Source organism: Zobellella taiwanensis (genome assembly GCF_003012795.1).
Taxonomy (GTDB): domain Bacteria; phylum Pseudomonadota; class Gammaproteobacteria; order Enterobacterales; family Aeromonadaceae; genus Oceanimonas; species Oceanimonas taiwanensis.
The window spans coordinates 14,935-33,552 of the sequence record NZ_PXYH01000013.1; the positions used below are offsets into that span (position 1 = coordinate 14,935).

The 18,618-nt window shown below is 58.8% G+C and carries 12 protein-coding genes; 3 read left to right on the forward strand and 9 right to left on the reverse strand.

Features of this window, described 5'->3' with window-relative positions:
* Positions 1-4: 4 nt before the first annotated feature.
* From C7I36_RS10410 to C7I36_RS17870, 8 genes are all read right to left on the reverse strand, one after another.
* Positions 5-397, reverse strand: a complete 393-nt coding sequence (locus tag C7I36_RS10410) for an ATP synthase subunit I (protein ID WP_106453654.1) — start codon at positions 395-397, stop codon at positions 5-7.
* 204 nt (positions 398-601) lie between these two features.
* Positions 602-1,507 carry a ParB/RepB/Spo0J family partition protein gene (locus C7I36_RS10415; protein WP_106453655.1) on the reverse strand — a complete coding sequence of 302 codons (906 nt, stop codon included), beginning with the start codon at positions 1,505-1,507 and terminating at the stop codon, positions 602-604.
* A complete protein-coding gene (locus C7I36_RS10420) occupies positions 1,504-2,307 on the reverse strand; it encodes a ParA family protein (protein ID WP_106453656.1) in 804 nt (267 codons plus the stop codon). The genes C7I36_RS10415 and C7I36_RS10420 overlap by 4 nt, the downstream gene beginning before the upstream one ends.
* 9 nt (positions 2,308-2,316) lie before the next feature.
* Positions 2,317-2,940 (reverse strand): 16S rRNA (guanine(527)-N(7))-methyltransferase RsmG, encoded by a 624-nt coding sequence (gene rsmG / locus C7I36_RS10425; protein WP_106453657.1) that lies wholly within the window; start codon positions 2,938-2,940, stop codon positions 2,317-2,319.
* 7 nt (positions 2,941-2,947) lie between these two features.
* Entirely contained in the window at positions 2,948-4,837 is a 1,890-nt protein-coding gene (mnmG, locus tag C7I36_RS10430; protein WP_106453658.1) for a tRNA uridine-5-carboxymethylaminomethyl(34) synthesis enzyme MnmG, read from the reverse strand.
* 480 nt (positions 4,838-5,317) lie between these two features.
* A complete protein-coding gene (locus tag C7I36_RS10435) occupies positions 5,318-5,773 on the reverse strand; it encodes a flavodoxin domain-containing protein (protein WP_106453659.1) in 456 nt (151 codons plus the stop codon).
* Positions 5,774-5,848: 75 nt separating this feature from the next.
* The gene (locus C7I36_RS10440; RefSeq protein WP_106453660.1) at positions 5,849-6,517 is read right to left on the reverse strand and encodes a general secretion pathway protein GspB; all 669 of its coding nucleotides are present in this window, start codon (positions 6,515-6,517) and stop codon (positions 5,849-5,851) included.
* Positions 6,501-8,222 (reverse strand): ExeA family protein, encoded by a 1,722-nt coding sequence (locus C7I36_RS17870; protein WP_106453661.1) that lies wholly within the window; start codon positions 8,220-8,222, stop codon positions 6,501-6,503. The genes C7I36_RS10440 and C7I36_RS17870 overlap by 17 nt, the downstream gene beginning before the upstream one ends.
* Positions 8,223-8,359: 137 nt before the next feature.
* Between C7I36_RS17870 and C7I36_RS10450 the strand changes: the two genes are divergently transcribed.
* Both C7I36_RS10450 and C7I36_RS10455 read left to right on the forward strand, forming a co-directional pair.
* On the forward strand, positions 8,360-9,754 hold the full coding sequence (locus C7I36_RS10450) for a sigma-54 dependent transcriptional regulator (protein ID WP_106453662.1): 1,395 nt from the start codon (positions 8,360-8,362) through the stop codon (positions 9,752-9,754).
* 797 nt (positions 9,755-10,551) lie between these two features.
* Positions 10,552-12,909: an Ig-like domain-containing protein gene (locus C7I36_RS10455; protein WP_181256347.1), complete on the forward strand. Its 2,358-nt coding sequence runs from the start codon at positions 10,552-10,554 to the stop codon at positions 12,907-12,909.
* Positions 12,910-12,965: 56 nt separating this feature from the next.
* Here C7I36_RS10455 and C7I36_RS10460 read toward each other — a convergent pair whose 3' ends face one another.
* Positions 12,966-15,086 carry an Ig-like domain-containing protein gene (locus C7I36_RS10460; protein ID WP_106453664.1) on the reverse strand — a complete coding sequence of 707 codons (2,121 nt, stop codon included), beginning with the start codon at positions 15,084-15,086 and terminating at the stop codon, positions 12,966-12,968.
* Positions 15,087-16,365: 1,279 nt separating this feature from the next.
* Between C7I36_RS10460 and C7I36_RS10465 the strand changes: the two genes are divergently transcribed.
* Positions 16,366-18,588: an Ig-like domain-containing protein gene (locus tag C7I36_RS10465; protein WP_181256349.1), complete on the forward strand. Its 2,223-nt coding sequence runs from the start codon at positions 16,366-16,368 to the stop codon at positions 18,586-18,588.
* Positions 18,589-18,618 lie beyond the last annotated feature (30 nt).

The following is an 18,618-nucleotide window of genomic DNA, read 5'->3' on the forward strand; positions in this document are numbered from 1 at the left end:
TTTCCTAGTAACGGTTGTTGAGAGTGAATGAAAGAATCCACTGCATCAGCAATGCTAGGGCGTAAGCCGTGTACAGGGGCAAGGCACTCACCTCCATGTACTTCAGCACCACCACAAACAGCATGACGGTACTTAGCAGCTTAATCCCTGCCCCGCTGTAAAAGCTCGCCACAACACTGTGCGGCGTCGCGTGTTTGGCACTGTGTGCCAGCACCCGAACGCTGAACAGGCATTGGGGAACCCAGTAGATTCCGCCCCCGAGGAGAGCGGAACGGGCGGCCGCTTCGCCCTGCCAGTAAAAAAACAGGGATGAAACCGCCACCACCAGGAGCAATTGGTAAAACAGAATCAACAGCGCCAGTTGTCTGTCACTGAGGAGCCACCTTTTCTGCTTCACAACAACTCCTGATACAGTTAGGGGCTTGGCCGGCGAGCTTGCAGCAGCGTCGGTTAAGCCCCAAAAAAGCAGGTCAAATTATACCCGTGAACGGCGCAAATGCAATTGCAGGAAATCCTTATTTTTTACGGAGTTCCGCGCATTTTCCGAGCATTTCACGGCCAGCGGTGTAGTTGTTTTATTACTACAATAGCCACTTGGGGTTCAGGTGTCGGGCTCTTCCCCCAAGCCAAAGAACTGGCCTATTTTATCAAGCTCACTCAATGAGTTATATGAAATAACCAGCTTACCCTTGTCTTTGTGGGTAGACTTTATCTCTGCTTTTATTCCTAGTTTTTCTCCAAATTCTTGTTCCAGTTGGGTCATGAACAGGGATCTGGGCTGCTCTACCCTGGGCTTCCTGGGAACCTGAAACTGCTTGATCAGGCGCTCGGTCTCCCGCACCGTCAGCCCTTGCTGAGCCACGGTCTGCGCCAGTTCGGACTGCCGGATACCTTCCACCGCCAGCAATGCCCGAGCATGGCCCATTTCCAGGGAACCATGCTCCACCAGTTGCTTGACGTCGTCGTTGAGCAGATTGAGGCGCAACAGGTTGCTGACCGTGCTGCGGCTTTTCCCCACGGCGTCGGCCACTGTCTGGTGAGTAAACGCAAACTCCTCAATCAGGCGAGCCAGGGCGCGGGCTTCTTCGATAACATTGAGATCTTCCCGCTGGATGTTTTCGATAAGGCCGATGGCCAGAGCCTCCCGGTCTTCCACCGGCTTGATCAGACAGGGCACCTGAGCGAGCCCCGCCAGCCGGGCCGCCCGCCAGCGCCGTTCGCCGGCCAGGATTTCATAACCGCCGGCTTCAAGCGGACGCACCACTATCGGCTGGATGATACCCTGCTGGCGAATCGACTCAGCCAGTTCCTCCAGCGCCACCTGGGACATATCCCGGCGGGGCTGGTATTTGCCCGGGCGCAGTTCGCCCAGGGCAAGGCTTTGCAGTTCACCGCCCGCGCCCTCGCGGGAATGAGTATCGGCCTGCTGCTGGCGCAGGTTGGCGGCAGAACTGGTACTGAGCAGGGCATCGAGTCCCTTGCCCAGGCCGCGTCGCTTGATATTCATGCTGTCTGCTCCACCGGTTGCGGATTCGAAAGCGCGTGCTCGGCCCGGCGCAGTATTTCGCCGGCCAGCGCCAGATAGGATTTTGCCCCCACAGAAGATTTGTCGTAGTGCATGGCAGGCATGCCGTGGCTGGGGGCTTCCGCCAGCCGCACGTTGCGGGGGATCACGGTGCGGTAGACCTTGTCGCCAAAATGGTTTTTGAGCTGCTCCGACACTTCGTTCGACAGCCGGTTACGATGATCGAACATGGTGCGCAAGATGCCTTCGATCTTGAGGTCGGGATTGACCACGGCCGCCAGCTTGCTGATGGTGTCGACCAGGGCGGTCAGCCCTTCAAGAGCGAAATACTCGCACTGCATGGGCACCAGCACCGAATCCGCCGCCGACATGGCGTTGACGGTCAGCAGGTTGAGCGAGGGCGGACAGTCGATGAATACATAGTCGTAATAGTCACGCACCGGAGCCAGGGCATTGCGCAGGCGGACTTCCCGGGCAAAGAATTCCATCAGCTTGATCTCGGCGGCGGTAACGTCGCCGTTGCCGGCGATCAGGTGATAACCGCCGCTGGTTTCCTTTTCCACCACCTGCTCGACCGGCAACTCGTCCACCAGCAGGTCATAGGCGGTACAGGGTACCTGATATTTGTCGACACCGCTGGCCATGGTGGCATTGCCCTGGGGATCGAGATCGATCACCAGCACCTTGCGTTTGGTGGCGGCCATGGACGCGGCCAGATTGACACAGGTGGTGGTTTTACCCACACCGCCTTTCTGATTGGCAATGGCAATGACTTTTCCCACCGGAAACCCCTATTGGCTGGCTTGCTTGATGACCACCAGATGGCGGTCTCCTTCCTGCTCGGGCACGGTCAGCGGATACACCCGGTGACATTCGAGATGAGCGGGCAGGGATTGTAGCTCTTGCTCCGGATATTGTCCCTTCAACGCAAGAAACCTGCCCTCTGCCGTCGGCAGGTGCGCGCACCAGCTTAGCATGTCGTCCAGGGAAGCAAAGGCCCGGCTCAGTACGCCGTCGAATTTTTGTTCAGGGCAAAAATCCTCTACCCGGCTCTGCACCGCCTCCACATTCTTCAGCCCCAGCTGATGCACCACGGTACGAATAAAACGAATCCGCTTGCCCAGACTGTCGAGCAGCACAAACTGTTTATCGGGGTTGACGATAGCCAGCGGCAGCCCCGGCAGGCCAGGTCCGGTGCCCACGTCGATAAACCGCCTTCCTTCGAGGTAAGGGCTCACTACCAGGCTGTCGAGGATATGGCGCACCAGCATGTCACTGGGGTCGCGCACCGAGGTGAGGTTATAGGCCTTGTTCCATTTATCGAGCAGCGCCACCAGTTCCAGCAGTTGCCGTTGCTGATCATCACTGGCCTGAAGGTCTGCCCGGACCAGCAATTGTTGCAGTTTTTCTTTCATGTTCGCCTCAGGCCGATTTGCGCAGCAGGCCGCGCTTTTTCAAGTGCACCAACAGGATGGAAATGGCCGCCGGGGTCACTCCGGAAATGCGCGACGCCATGCCCAGGGTTTCGGGCCTGGCCTGGTTGAGCTTGGCCACCACTTCGTTGGACAGGCCGGGAACCTCGGCATAGTCCAGATCCAGCGGCAACCGGGTGTGCTCGTTGCGCAGCTGCTTCTGTATTTCATCCTGCTGGCGTTCGATATAGCCGGCGTATTTGGTCTGGATTTCCACCTGCTCCGCAGCCTGTTCATGCTCAATGCCAGGGCCTATGCCTTCAATCGACATCAGGCCCGCATAGTCCAGCTCAGGCCGGCGCAGCAGTTCCTCGAGGTTGTGTTCCCGGCTGAGCGGGGTTTTCAGTTTCTCGTTAAGGGCTGCCGCCGCCGCATGCCTGGGGGTAATCCAGGTGCCGCGCAGACGCTGGCTTTCCTGCTCAATGCGCTCGACTTTGTCGCAGAACAGGGCCCAGCGGTGATCGTCCACCAGGCCCAGTTTGCGGCCTTCCTCGGTCAGGCGCAGATCCGCATTGTCCTCCCGCAGCAACAGGCGATATTCGGCGCGGCTGGTGAACATGCGGTAGGGCTCCTGGGTACCGAGAGTGGACAGGTCGTCCATCATTACGCCGAGATAGGCCTGATCCCGGCGCGGCGACCAGGCTTCCCTGCCGAAAGCGCGCAGGGCGGCGTTAAGGCCCGCCAGCAGGCCCTGGGCACCGGCTTCCTCGTAACCGGTGGTGCCGTTGATCTGGCCGGCGAAGAACAGGTTGTGCAGGCACTTGTTTTCCATGTTGGTCTTCAGATCCCGGGGATCGAAGTAATCGTACTCGATGGCATAGCCGGGACGGACGATATGGGCCTGCTCGAAGCCGCGGATGGACCGGACGATCGCCAGCTGCACGTCGAAGGGCAGGCTGGTGGAAATGCCGTTGGGGTAGAGTTCGGTGCTGGTCAGCCCCTCCGGCTCCACGAAGATCTGGTGGGAGGCCTTGTCGGCAAAACGCATGATCTTGTCTTCGATCGACGGACAATAACGAGGGCCTATCCCCTCGATCACCCCGGCATACATGGGACTGCGATCCAGGTTATTGCGGATCACCTCATGGGTCCGATCATTGGTATGGGTGATGTAACAGGGCACCTGGCGAGGATGATCCGCCCGGCTGCCGATAAAGGAAAATACCGGCGCAGGATCGTCTCCGGGCTGAGGCTGCATCACCGAAAAATCGACACTGCGGGCATCGATCCTCGGCGGAGTACCGGTCTTGAGCCGGTCGATCCGCAACGGCAGCTCCCGCAGCCGTTGTGCAAGGGCGATCGAGGGAGGATCGCCGGCACGACCGCCCTTGTAGTGACCCATGCCGATGTGGATCAAACCGTTCAAAAAAGTTCCCACTGTGAGCACGACGGTTTTTGCCCTGAACCTGAGTCCGGTCTGGGTAATAACCCCGGTGACGACATTGCCGTCAAGGATCAGATCGTCGCAGGCCTGTTGGAAGATCTTCAGGTTGGGCTGATTTTCCAGCATGGTCCTGACCGCCAGCCGATACAGCTGGCGATCCGCCTGTGCCCGCGTAGCCCGCACCGCGGGTCCCTTGGAAGCGTTGAGGGTACGGAACTGGATCCCTGCCCTGTCTGCCGCACGGGCCATGATGCCACCCAGGGCATCGATTTCCTTGACCAGGTGGCCCTTGCCGATCCCGCCGATGGCCGGGTTGCAGGACATTTGTCCCAGGGTATCAATGTTATGGGTCAACAGCAGGGTATTCGCTCCCATGCGGGCAGCGGCAGCGGCGGCTTCGGTACCGGCATGGCCGCCTCCGACCACAATGACGTCAAACCATTCTTCATATTGCATAACAGATACTCTTGAAACGGACAGGCGAAAGGATCCCAAGGGGCGGTATTTTAGCGGTTTTACCCTTGTGATGGAAACCGGATCGGAAGGGGATCCGGGGATCTTAATAGATCTTAGATCTCTAGATCGATCTTCTGTTGGATCTATTATTAGTCTCGCCCAGATCTGTGAATAAGCCTCTTTTGATCTGGAAGATCATGAGCTTACTCATGATCGATTGATGTGGACAACAGTCTGGTCAGTCGGGTATGGACAGTGGCTAACCAGACTGGTTATGCACATAGACCAGGCAAAAATAAATTGATTAATAGGATAACTATAGGTTTAACACCGGTTTTATGCCTTGTTATCAACAAGGCATCTGAAGATATCGATGCGGTCGTGAATGATGCCCGGGGCTGGATCTGTTGATAACTCGGTGGAAAGAATCCCGCCGCCAGGTTGGCGATCGGCGGCGGGGATCTTGATTAGAGATCGATATCAGCGGATCTCCGCCTGCTTCAGGGCGCGATCGAGCCAGATCTGGGCCTTGTTTTCCGGAAGATCGTCGTCGGCCATGTCGATTTCCAGTCGATCTCCGAGCCGGATCGCCCCCAGCCTAATCAGCCGATCGTCCAGGCTGCGTATGGCCTGGCAGAAACTATCGTAACTGCTGTCGCCGATCCCGACGGCAAAAAAGGGCAGCCCGGTCAGCGCCGGTGCCTGCTGTTCCAGGGCGGAACAGAAGGGCTGGATATTGTCGGGCGGATCCCCCGCACCATGAGTGGAGCAAACCAGCAGCAGATAATGATCGGGCCTGATCAAGATGTGATCAAGTTGGGGAGAAGTGTGAATAACCACTTGATGCCCCCGATCCCGCAAGTTTTGGGCCAGTACGTCGGCCAGATCCTCCGCATTGCCGAGGGTAGAGCCGACCAGCAGGGTAAAGTGACTCATGGATTTCCTTGGTGGGAAAAAGAAGAAGCCATTGTAGGCTCTGGCCGGGCCACTGCAAATGGTCCTGGATGGGGATCAGCCGCCCACCGAGTTCAGATGGAATTCCTGCTCCTCAAAACCGAGGATGACTCCCTTGGGGGTGATCATCCTGACCTGCAAGGGCCCGAGCCTTTGCCCTTCCCGCAGCATCTGGCCGTTGATGTTCGCCATGCGGGCGGCGGGGTTGTCCGAGTAGATATGGACCGAAATGACCAGCTCCGGCAGCCGGCTACGCAGGGAAGTGGGCAGTTCGCGCAGGTCCGGCACCCCGGGATCAAAAGAGGGCTGGGGGCGAGCGGGCGCGATCGGCGTCGGCTGGGAAGGGCTTGTGGCCTGTGGTTGCCTGGCCGGGGCGGGCTCGTTCAGGCGAAGGGGAGGCGGTTCATCGACCAGTATGCGTACCGGAGGCGAGTCGATAATAATGGGCAAAGGATCCGCTTGCTGCCCGGGGGCCGGCGTGGCGGCGGCGGCGGGCGGGGGAGCCGGGACCTGCGCCGTCACGTCCGGGGCCGGGGTCAGCCAGCCCTTGAGCAGCAGGTATGCCCCCAGCATGGCCAGCAGCAGCAATAGCAGTAACCAGTAGGGCCAGCGCAGGGGGCGGGGCACCGGCCGGGCAAGGCCGGTGGAGGGATGGGGATCTGTGCCGGCAGGCCGCTGAGGGCGGCGGCGCTCGGATTGCCTGAGGGCATCAAGGATATAGGACACGGGATTCCTCCTGTTGCCTGCCCAGCCGGGGCAGGCCCTCCAGCAGGCTGGCGCTGAAATAAATGCCGGTTTGCGGCCCGAATATACCGTCTGCGGCCAGCCCCTTGCTGAGCTGGAAGGCTCGGATACCGCCGGCCAGCACCTCGTCGTAATGCTGCACCTGGCGAGGTTGTCGCCCCTGCCAGGGAGCCAGGTGCTGTTCCAGCCAGGCCACGGCTTCACCCCGGCTGCCTGGATAAAGTGGTGCCTGGTAGCGGGGCGGCGGTTGCCACAGCAGCACATAACTGCCGGGCCAGTGGGCTTCCAGTTCGCTCAGGGGAACCCGGATATGTTGGCCGCCAAGCATCAGCTCCGCCTCTTCCCCCTCGATGCGGTCAAGGGTGGCGTAGATCGACTCTCGCTCCGGGAGTTCCAGGCGAAAGACCGCCGGATGGTTCTGCCGCCGCAGGGTCTCCAGGTCGGCATTCTGAGAGGCGCAGTCCAGCCGGTGCAGCCGGGCGAAACGGCAGACCACGGGGTTGGCTAGGGGATCGTAATCGAGCCCCCACAACGCAAACAGATGCTGATAAGCCATGACCTGGCTGGCATCGGTACCGAGCGAAGCCGGCCACTGCCATGGGGATTTGGACGGCGGCGGGGCGGTTTCCGGGACGGCCGGCTCCATCTCGGGCGACGGCTCGGCAACAGGCTCGGAAGCCTGAGTGGCCATGATACCGGACCCGGTGGCGGCCGCTTCGGACGGCTCCGGGTGCAGCCCGCTCTGTGCCGGTGCGTCCCGGGCCAGCAGGGCGGCGACGGGGCCTGGCTGCCAGCCGGGATTGAACATCAGGATACTGGCCACCGCCAACGTGAATATACCGGCAGCCAGGGCCAAGGGCAGCCGGGCCGAACGGCTGGCCGGCTGGCCCAGCACTTCGGTGGCCGCCCGTTCCAGCGTGGCCAAATCGACCCTGGGCAACCGCTGTACATAGGCGCCGAGCAGGGCGCGGTCGCAGATCACGTTGATCAACCTGGGGATGCCTCCGGTCAGCCGATACAGACGGCGCAGGCTGGCGGGATGAAACAGTTGGGCCTCTATCCCCGCCACCGACAGGCGGTGGGCGATATAGGCCTGCATTTCGTTGAAGTCGAGCGGATTGAGGTGATAGCGCGCGGTGATCCGCTGGGACAGCTGGCGCAGCTCCGGTTGCTTCAGTTTATCCGCCAGTTCCGGCTGGCCCAGCAGGATGATCTGCAACAGCTTGTGGGTGTTGGTCTCCAGGTTGGTCAACAGCCTCAGCTGTTCCAGCACTTCGGTGGACAGGTTTTGGGCTTCATCGATGATCAGTACCGCCTGGCCGCCCCGGCCATGGATATTCAGCAGGTGATGGTTGATGGCATCGGTCAGTTGCTTGAGGCTGGCCTGCGCCGGCAGCGCAATGGCCAGTTCATCGCAAATGGCGGCCAGTAGCTCGAGGGAGGTGCATTTGGGGTTGAGGATAAAGGCCAGCTCGGTGTGCTCCGGCACCTGTCCCAACAGGCAGCGGCAAACCGTGGTCTTGCCGGTGCCCACTTCTCCGGTCAGCAGCACGAAGCCGCCGGGGCACCCCAGCCCGTATTGCAGGTGGGCGAGGGCCTCCCTGTGCTGGGCGCTGAGATAGAGATAACGGGGATCCGGCGCTATCGAAAAGGGCATCTCGCTGAGGCCGAAGTAGCTGTTGTACATGATGACCATCCTTGGCTGCACCTGTCATAACTATAGATGCCATCCAGGAGAGAGGAGCAATAGCGGCGGCTTTTCCTGTTGCCTGACCTGCCTGTACTAAACTAGTGGATATCTGTTCCAGGACGGGCCGCAGATCAATGACAACCACATCCGAACATCTCTATAAAGCGGATAACGGGAAAACGGTACCGAGAAAGGTCCTTTATCTTTGTCTTGCAGCAAAACAGCACGAGGGTATAGCCGCCAGCCTGGAAGGCTGGCAGGTCATCAAGGCCAATTCCATTCAGGAGGCCAGGGCGGCCATCTATGAATGCAAGTTTCAGGTGGTGCTGGTTTGTTTGGGAGATCTGACCGACGAACAGCAGGCCGCGTTTGAACAACTGGTGGAAGAATCACCCCCGCTGCATTGGATAGCGCTGATTGAAGCCGATAAAGTGGAAAAAGGCACTTTCAGTCAGTTGATCCACGATTATTTTTTCGACTACTACACCCTGCCCCTGGCGGACAAGACACAATATCTTTCCGCTACCCTGGGTCATGCTCATGGATTGGGATGCCTGAGGGACATGGAATACGAACAGCGCCGCTACCGGGAAGAATGCCAGATGGTGGGCGCCAGCCCCGCCATCATGCTGGTGTTCAGCCAGATCCGCAAGGTGGCGGGGGTGGATGCTACCGTGCTGATCACCGGCAGTAGTGGTACCGGCAAGGAATTGATCGCCAGGGCTATCCATCAGCGCTCCCGCCGGCGGGCAGGGCCTTTTGTGGCGCTCAACTGTGGTGCCCTGCCGGAAAACCTGGTGCAGGCGGAGTTGTTCGGCCATGAGAAGGGGGCTTTTACCGGAGCCCACTGCCGTAAGATAGGGCGAATAGAAGCCGCCATGGGGGGGACCCTGTTTCTGGATGAAATCGGCGATTTGCCACTGCCGTTACAGGTCAATTTGCTGCGTTTTTTACAGGAGGAAACCATTGAAAGGGTGGGAGGCAGCGAAACCCTCTATATCGACGCCAGGGTGATCGCCGCGACCCACAAGGATCTGGAAGAGGAGGTCAAGGAAGGGGAATTCCGGGAAGACCTGTACTACCGCCTCAATGTGCTGAGCATAGAGGTGCCGGATCTCAAGGAGCGGGAGGGAGACATAGAGCTGCTGGCCAACTTTTTTTTCCGCAAGTTTACCGAGGGCCAGCACCACAAGGTGCGTGGGTTCAGCCGCAAGGCCATCTCCGCCATGAACCGGCACGACTGGCCCGGCAACGTACGCGAGCTGATCAACCGGGTACGCAAGGCAATCGTCATGACCGACAACCGCTTGATCACCGCCGCCGATCTGGGTCTGGAAAGCGGCGAGGCCGTCAGTGCTCTGCCGACCCTGGAGCAGGCCAGGGATCAGGCCGAACTGCAGGCGATAAAACGCGGCTTGCTCCATGCCCGCAACAACGTTTCCCTGGCCGCCCGGATGCTGGGTATTTCCAGGGTAACCCTGTACCGGCTGCTGGAAAAACATCGGCTGCTGGATGCGAAGAAGAACTGACTGTTTCCCGGGCTTAACAGTTTTGTTTAAGCATCCCGGCGCCTGCCGGTAAAAGTCTTTGATTCCATTGTTATTGCCTGAATTGGTGCAGAAATTGCTTTTTCTACTTATCGCAATGAAATGGCGCAGCGATCGTAACAAGGCAAAGAAACTACACCATGAAACACTCGAGAATATACAGAGCCCCCGGAGCCTGCCACGGCAGCAAAAGACTTTGTCGAGTCTGTGTTTGCCGCGCCGGTTGTTGTGCTTTTCGTTATTTTCCCTGCTGCTCTTGCTTTCGGGCCATCATTCTGTGGGATGAATACTGAGCCATTTGGCTCAGCCCTGCCTTGAATTCCCCTGCCGGCCCGTTTACCGGCCCTTGTGCTCGGGGCGGCGGAAAATGATGTTTCGTTTGAGAATGTGTATGACAAAAATTGACTTCACCATGCCTGCAGTTTTAATAACCAAATCTCAAGTGGTTAATAAATAAACAGTTTGATAATGCCATTAATATCCAATACTTAACCTTTTATAATCATTTCCAATAGACTCCTTTTGCTTTTTATTTAGATGTTTTTACCTCTTTTATATCAACGGGGAATAAAAACAGCCAATTCCCCGTGCTATAGTGCCCGCCGTTTGGTCACTGAAGAACCATTTGAGTTTCTTACTGACCGCTGCCTTGGCAAGTCATCCGTTAATAAAGATTTGAATGATCCCACTCAGGGGCAGAAACTTTTGTGTTTAATTGTTGGGAGAAACCGATGCGCCTCTCCAGGCCTGCTATTGTCGACGGCTCTGAATGGAGCATTTTGAAACCGATTAAACGTCCCCTGCTGGGCAGCCTTGTCGTCCTGACTCAGTCCATGCTGGTGGCCGGCGGTATCGCCGCCACGCTGAGTATGCCGTTGCCGGCGTTGGCCGAAGTGGGACATCAAAACCGGCCTGTCGCAGCCGAAGTGGTAGCGGACAGGAAAAAGGCTGGGCAGCAGGCCGAGGAACAGACCCGTGCCCTGCTGGCGCAGCAGCGGCGCTGGCAGGCCGCCGCTGCCGCAGAGAAGCCCCGCGCCCTGGCAATGCTGGTTGAGCTGGCCGAAGCGAGGCGGCTGTTGCTGACCGAACTGGCCGAAACACAGCCGCAAGCGGTGCTGCGGGTGGTGATCCCCGCCGAACGGCGGCAAGGCATGCCGGACGAGGTCAGATCCAGGCTGGAGCAGCGCTTCGAGGTGGAGGGCGAGCTGGATGCCCGTTACGAAGATGATGCCGGCGGCCGCCATCGCCTGCTGCACCGGCTGGTCACGGAGCAGGGGAATAGCATTATGCTGTTCGGGACTGAACCGCAGTCCGCTCTGCCTCACGGAAGCCGGGTCAAGGCCAGGGGCTGGTTATTGCCGAAAATGGCGGATTCAACAGTTGATGCCGGCGTGGTCGATGCCGAGTTGGAGATCCTGAATACCGGAGGTGGCGACGGTGCTGGCGGCTCGGGAACCACAACCAGCGGGCCCAGTCTGGGTGAACAGAAGACTTTGGTGTTGCTGGTGAATTTTTCCGATAACACCACTCAGCCCTACAGCAGGGAGTTTGCCCGGGAGCTGGTGTTCGGCCAGGTCAACGACTACTACCAGGAAAATACCTATGGCCGCACCTGGCTGAAGGGGGAGGTGGCCGGCTGGTTTACCCTGGCGCTGTCGAGCCAGCAGTGTGATGTCAACACCCTCGCCAGCCAGGCCCAGGCCGAGGCGTCCGCCGCCGGTGTGGCGGTGGCCAACTACCAGCGGTTTGTTTATGTGTTTCCGCGCAATGCCTGCGGTTTTTCCGGCAGTGCCACTGTGGGAGGCACCAGCTCCCACGCCTGGATTAACCAGAGCCTGACCCTGACCACCATGGCCCACGAATTTGGCCATAACCTGGGTACGGTGCACGCCCACTCGCTGGTGTGTTCCGACGGCACCAGTGTGGGGTCCGGTGGCGGGTCCGTGGGCACCTATCCCTGGTCCAACTGCCAAAACCTGGAGTACGGCGACGGCCTGGACGTGATGGGCTGGGCCTCTTCCGGCCATTTTAACGCGGTGCAAAAGCACCGGCTGGGCTGGCTGGACGAGCAGGAAGTAGCCACGGTAACCGGTGGCGGGCAGTACCGGCTGATACCGGTGGCCGATGCCAGAGCCGGGGTAAAGGCGCTGAGGGTTCTGAAAAATATCAATGAGAATGGTCGCAAGACCTGGTACTACCTGGAATATCGCCAGCCTGTCGGCTTTGATGGCTTTATCGATGGCGGCATGATGGATGCCCATAATATCGCCAATGGCATCAACGTTCGAGTGCACTACGAGGGCGGGGGTTCCAACGGGGTTTACCTGCTGGATATGACGCCGGAAACCCATGCCGATCTCTATACCCGGGATCCGGCGCTGGAAGCGGGCAGAACCTTTGTCGATCCGGAAGGCCTGCTGGAAATCACGCCGGTGCGGGTGGAGGCCGACGAGGCGGTGGTCGATATCCGGCTGTTTGATCAACCCTGCGCCTTGCAGGAGCCCGTGCTGGAGCCCATTCCTGCCAGCCAGCAAGGAGGGGCAGGTTCCACCCTGAACTACCGGCTGCGGCTCACCAACCCCAACGGAGCCGGTTGTGGCAGCATGGATATCGCGCTGGAGGCACAAGGTCCGGCCGGTTGGTCGCTGCACCTGGACGACGTTCTGGTGTCCCTGGCGCCGGGTGACGTGCTGGAAACGACCCTGGCGGTGACTTCTCCTGCGGGGAGCAATCAGGGGGCTTACGGACTGACGCTCAGTGCCTTGCATCAGGATGGCCTGCGCCAGGCCGGGCTGGTTTATGAGGTTGTTGCCGGGGAGCAGCCGCCGGTGGCGGTGGATGACGATGCAGTTATGGAAACGGTGGCGCCCATCAACGTCTTTGTATTGCACAACGACTGGGATCCGGCCGATGCCCCCTTGCAGGTGGTGGGAGTGACCCAGGGTGCCAGGGGCAGTGTGACCATCAACGACGATGGCAGCCTGAGCTATACCCCGGCGCGCAACTTTAAAAACAGCGACAGTTTCGACTACCTGATTAGCAACGGACACCGCCAGGCCCAGGCCAGGGTCAGGATTAACCTGAACACCACCGACAGCGGGGGCGGTGGTGCCGGCAAGGGAAAGGGCGCTAAGTAAACCAAATAAAAGCGGTGGCAGATTGCCACCGCTTTGCTGTTGGCCATCAGGTATTATCAATTGGCCGTGGTTTTAGCGGGCAGGGTCACCGCGACCACTTCGCAGGCGTGTGCCACGGATTTGTAGTTATTGTCTCCCTTGTAGGTTGCCTTGTAGGACACATGGCTGGTGGTGTTCAGTGCCTTGACGATGACTTCTTGGGTCATGCGGGCAATCAGATCGCCATTGACGTCAGCCAGGGCTACATTGGTTACGGTTTCTTCGGGGGTACCGGCACAGTTGTTGTTGAGATAGATATCAAAGTCGACGACCCCGCCGGGGTCTCCTACCCCCACTATGCTATTGCCGTCTCCTTCCACCTTGGCCTGGTCGAGCAGTATGACATGGGTTTCGATACTGGGGTTGCGTTTGCTGACGGTCAGCGGTTCGCAGTTGGCCATGGCCGGGGCATAGTTGGTGTCCCCGCTGTAGCTGGCCTTGATCGACAGGCCCCGGGTATCGGTGTTGGAGAGATAGCCCACTGTACTGTAGTCGTTGGACTCGGCGGTGGCCACCACTCCCGCCCCGCTGAGGGCTTTGTTGCCGTGGGTGGCCAGCTCGTTGCCGTCACAGGTCAGGTTGTCGTAGAAGACAAAGCTGATGGTACCGGTTGGCAGCAGGCCGCTGGCGCCGGTGACTTCGGCCAGATCGTGGATGGTGGTGCCCACCGGGACAGTGCCGTTCTGGATATCCACATCCGCATGGCCGACAACCGAGACAGAACCCTGGTGGATACGGGTCACTACCGAGGGAGTCAACTGGTTCACGTTAAGCTGTTCGCAGTGATAGTCGGAATCGGGGATACCATTGGTTTCACTCTCGAACCGGACCAGGTAGGCAAAGGGACCCGGAGCCGGGAAATCGGTATCGCTCCTGGTGAGGCCTCCGCCGGTGTTGCCGTTGGTCCAGCCGTTGGTTTCCACCATCAGGGTATTGTCGCCTGCCAGGTCGTAGTTCACGTTGACGACGTAGGTGTCCAAGCTGTCCGGCAGGGGCACAATCGGCTCGCCCTGGCTATCCAGCAGTTCGTTACAGGCGGCGGCAAAGGTGTCGAAGGTAACGGTACCCAGCACATTCAGGCCGCTGGGGCCACTGAAGGTGATCAGGGCCAGGTCGTGGATACCTGTGCCGGCATTGATGGCGGTGTTCTGAATATCATCGTCATGATTGCTGTCCGAGTGGATCTCGGTGGTGATATCGGTGGAACATACCGGGAACTCGTCCAGCACAAAGTCCTTCAGGTCGGCGGTAAAGGAGCTGGAGGCACGGGTCTCGGCCAAAAAGCTGGCGAAGCAGCCGTCGCTGTCCGGAAACAGTTTGGTCAGGTTGATGCCGCCTTCAAAAAAGGTTTCGTACGGGAACTGATTTACGAAGCCATCCTTGGAGGTATAGTCCCAGGGGGAGTCGATGGTCATATCATTGGTAATGGCGCAGGCATCCTCTATGCCACCGTTGCCGCAGATGGCGCCGGCGCCGGAAGTGCCCGCTACCAGCCTCAGGTTGTTGGCAACACAATCACCATCCTTGTAGCCGTTATTGACGATCTTGTTGGCGCCCTTGCCGTCGCAGCTGCTGTCCCACTCGACTACCTGGATAAGCGGTACCGCGTTGTTGGCCTGGGGAAAGTTAACCAGTACCAGGGTGTCGCCATCCTTGTGTATCCCGCTGAATTCGTCGATGCTGCCTTCGGGAATGGTGATCTTGTTCTTGAAGAACCAAAAGCCCATAAAAGTGTCGCCCACGTTGCTGAAGCGGTCGGCACCGAAATAAATGATCCTGTCTCCATTGTTGGGGTCATTTTCGTCATTGGGGTTGTTGTAGACCATGGACGCGGCGTAGGCATTCTTGATATTGCTCTTGTCGGGGACCGAGCCGGTTGTCCATTTCCAGACCTTGGAGGTGATCCCGCCTAAGGATATGTCCTGAATATCCTTTACCCCCCCGGCAAGGATGCGCTGAGGATTTTCCGGATCGGGATTGATGCCGGTAAAAACAACGCCAGCCGGTACGCCTTCATGCAGGGTTTCCCAGTCATAGGGTGGTGGTAAGGCATCATCTTGCATGGCATTGCCATCGAGCTCGAATAGCCCCAGGTTTTCCACATCAACCGCCAGAGTCAAGGGGGAAGCCAGGCTCAATACGGCTCCCAATAGCCAGGCAGAAAATGTGCCTGGTATTTTATCTGTTCGTTTCATGTTGCACCTCCAAGCCGGGGCCCTGGCCTCGGCGAACAAAAATCCCGGACATTCGTCTTCCGAAGGCCGGCATCGGCTTTAGCCTGGTAGGAGTGGAATGCTAAGGAAAGACCACTGCCAGGTTGTGATATACAGCTCATCTCTGTCTGGCTTTAATGCTATCCATATCAGCCTGCAAGCCAACAAACACGGACAAGGCAACGGGTATTAGGCAATACCTGTGCCATGGTTCTATGTGGCTGATTTATATGGTTATTGATGTTTTTACCAGGGTCTGGTGGTCGCTGACTGTTAATTTTTAGATACATCTTTTCAGGGCACCGGTTATCGGCTGTTGATTTTCAAAGGAATTGTAAGGAATTGAAACTGTTAACCATGGGGTCTTGATCCATTCCCGGTATGCCGCTGTGTCATCCCGTCGCCGAGGCCTGTTTGGTGGAGGCGAATTGCATCCGGTCGGGCTGGATATTTGGGCGGGTGATTTAAATAACTGATCATAATAGTGTGCTACATCGACCGAGTGCCGCACGCAGACACGCCGTGAACCCATCCATGGGAGCTGTGCCACGCTTCTGACCGCCAGGGATGGTGGGAATGCCGGAACGGCAGGAGCATTTTCCGGCCCTGGCGCGGAGGGTCTGCTTAGCGGAACCCGGTCGCTGCCGGCAGTGATCTACCATTCGGAACTGTTATTTAGAGGAAACGGTAATGGGAGCGTCTTGACAGTATGGCCATGATCCGGGAGAACAATGTCGGGTTGGATATGTTCCAATTGAGAATATAGATGACAAAAATTGACCCGACCATGACAGTCTATTCAAACTGAATATTTTAAGTGGTTAAAATATAATCAGCTTAATAATTTCATGAATATCCGTTACTTAACATTTTTTATCATTTCCAATAGGCTCCTTTTGCTTTTTATTTGGACGAATGGTGTTTTTTTATATCAATAGGGAATAAAAAGTCATCAATTTGCCGTGCTATAGTGCCCGCCGTCTGGTCAGGTAAGAACCATTTGAGTTTGTTACCGCCTGCATGGATCAATATCCGCCGTGCGGCTCTCTGGTTGGATAACCCGTTTTAAAGATTTAAATGACCCTCATTTCCAGGGGGCAGGATTTTTTTGCTTTATTTTTGGGAGAAACCGATGCACCTCTCCAGGCTTGCTATTGCCCGTTTTCTGGTGGCTGGCGGTGTTGCCGCCGCACTGAGTATGCCCATGTCCGCTTTGGCCGCTCCCGAGCATCAGGCTCGGGGTTTTTCCGATCTCAAGGTGTCTGGCCAGGTCAGGGCCGCTCAGGTGGTTGAGGAGCATAACAAGGCGCTGAAAAACCTGATGCAAGAGTGGCGCTCGGCTACCGGCGCCGACCAGGCCATGGCCGAGGTCCGGTTGATTGAATTGGTCAGCCAGCGAAGGGAAGCCCTGCGTGAGCTGGCCCAAGGCCAGCCCGGCCAGGCACTGCAGCTGGTGGCAACTGACGGATGGGCATCCATGCCGGATAGGATCCGGGCCTTGCTGGAACGGCGCGTCGAGTTGCAGGGCGAGCTGGAACTGCGCTATGAGCACCATGAAGAAGGTGGCAGCCGGTTGCGTTACCTGCTGCATACCCCCAATGCTGAACGGTTGGAGCTGTATCTGGCCGGCCATGCGGGTGATCTCCACAGCGGCCAGCTGGTGCGGCTTAGCGGCTATGCGCTCGGCCGGCCGGTTGATTCTGCCGATGACGAGATACTGCTGTCCGCCGACGAGTTGCTGGTGCTGGCTGCCGAAGGCGGAGCGGATGGCGGCAGCAATGGCGGCAGCGTCGGCTCCGGCTACCTGAGCCTGGGCGAGCAGCGTACCGCCGTGATCCTGGTCAATTACCGGAACGCGCCCGACGACAAGCCCTGGAGCCGGCAGCAGGCGGCCGACTTTATGTTCGGCCCGGTGAGCAACTATTTTATGGAAGCCTCCTATGGCCAGACCTGGCTCGGCGGCGAGGCGCTGGGCTGGTATACGGTGCCGCTGGACGGCGGCAACTGTCCCTCCGCCACCATAGACGAAGCCAACAAACTGGCCACCCAAAGCGGGGTGGATCTGAGCCGTTACGATCGGCTGGTGTATTTTGTGCCGTCTTCCAGCGGTTGCAACGCCAACTGGGCCACCGTCGGCGGTTCGCCGTCCCGCGCCTTTATCACCGCCGGGCTTAACCTTAAGTTTGTCGCCCATGAGCTGGGTCATAACATGGGCCTGATGCATGCCCACGGCCTGAGCTGCAGCGAGGGCGTACTGGCGGGAAACTGCACCAGCCTGGAGTATGGCGATACCATGGATATCATGGGCAATGCCGCCAGCCATACCAACCCCTTCCAGAAAGAGCTGCTGGGCTGGCTCAACCGGGAGCTGGCGCCGGCCGTGACCGAGGTCACCACCGGCGGTACCTACATACTGGCGCCCACGGCCAGCCAGGACAGCAGTCCCAAGGGGCTCAAGGTGTTGCGCGGGCTGGACGCGAACGGCAGAAAACAGTGGTATTACCTGGATCACCGCCAGCCCATCGGCGCCGACAAACCCCTGTTTGCCAGCTCCACCTTCGGCGATCCCGAGACCCTGGCCAACGGCATCTTGCTGCGCCTGGCCACGGAGGGGGATCGCAACAGCAGCTACCTGCTGGACATGACCCCGGGCAGCGTCACCTGGGCTCCCGAGTTCGATCTGATGGATCCGGCCCTGGGAGCGGGCATCTCCTATGTGGATGCGGACAGCGGCCTGACCATCACCCCCCTGTGGGCGGATGAAAAGGGGATGACGGTGGATATCCACTTCGAGGGCGGCGAGCCGGAAGCCGCCAACCGGGCGCCGGTGGCGGTCAACGACAGTACGGGCACCCGGCAGGATACCGCCGTGACCATAGCGGTGCTGGCCAACGACTGGGATCCGGACGCGGACAAGCTGAGCATCACCGCTGTCGGGAGCAGTACCGGCCAGGTGGCCATCAGCGGCAACAGCCTGGTCTATACGCCGCCCGCCGGATTCAGCGGCACCGAAGTGTTCGGTTACCGCATTGCCGATGGCCGGGGAGGGGAAGCCGGCGCCAGCGTGACGGTGGTGGTTGAGGCGGTCGAACAAGAAGCCGAGCCGGAAGTGGCCAATCAGGCGCCGGTGGCGAGCAATGATGAAGTCGCGCTGGACGCGATTCAGGCCATAACCATAGACGTATTGGCCAATGACGATGATCCGGATGGCGACATGCTGGCGATCACGGCCGTGGCCCCGGGTGGCAAGGGCTCAGTGGTGCTCAATCCGGACGGTACCCTGACCTATACCCCGGCCAGGAACTTCAAGAATAACGACAGTTTCGGTTATACCATCAGTGATGGCAGGCTGAGTGCCAGCGCCACCGTGTCCATTCGCCTGCAGGGAGGCGATGGCGGCGGCAAGGGGAACGGCAAAAAACGTTGATACCGGAAAGGGCGGCCCGGGCCGCCCTTT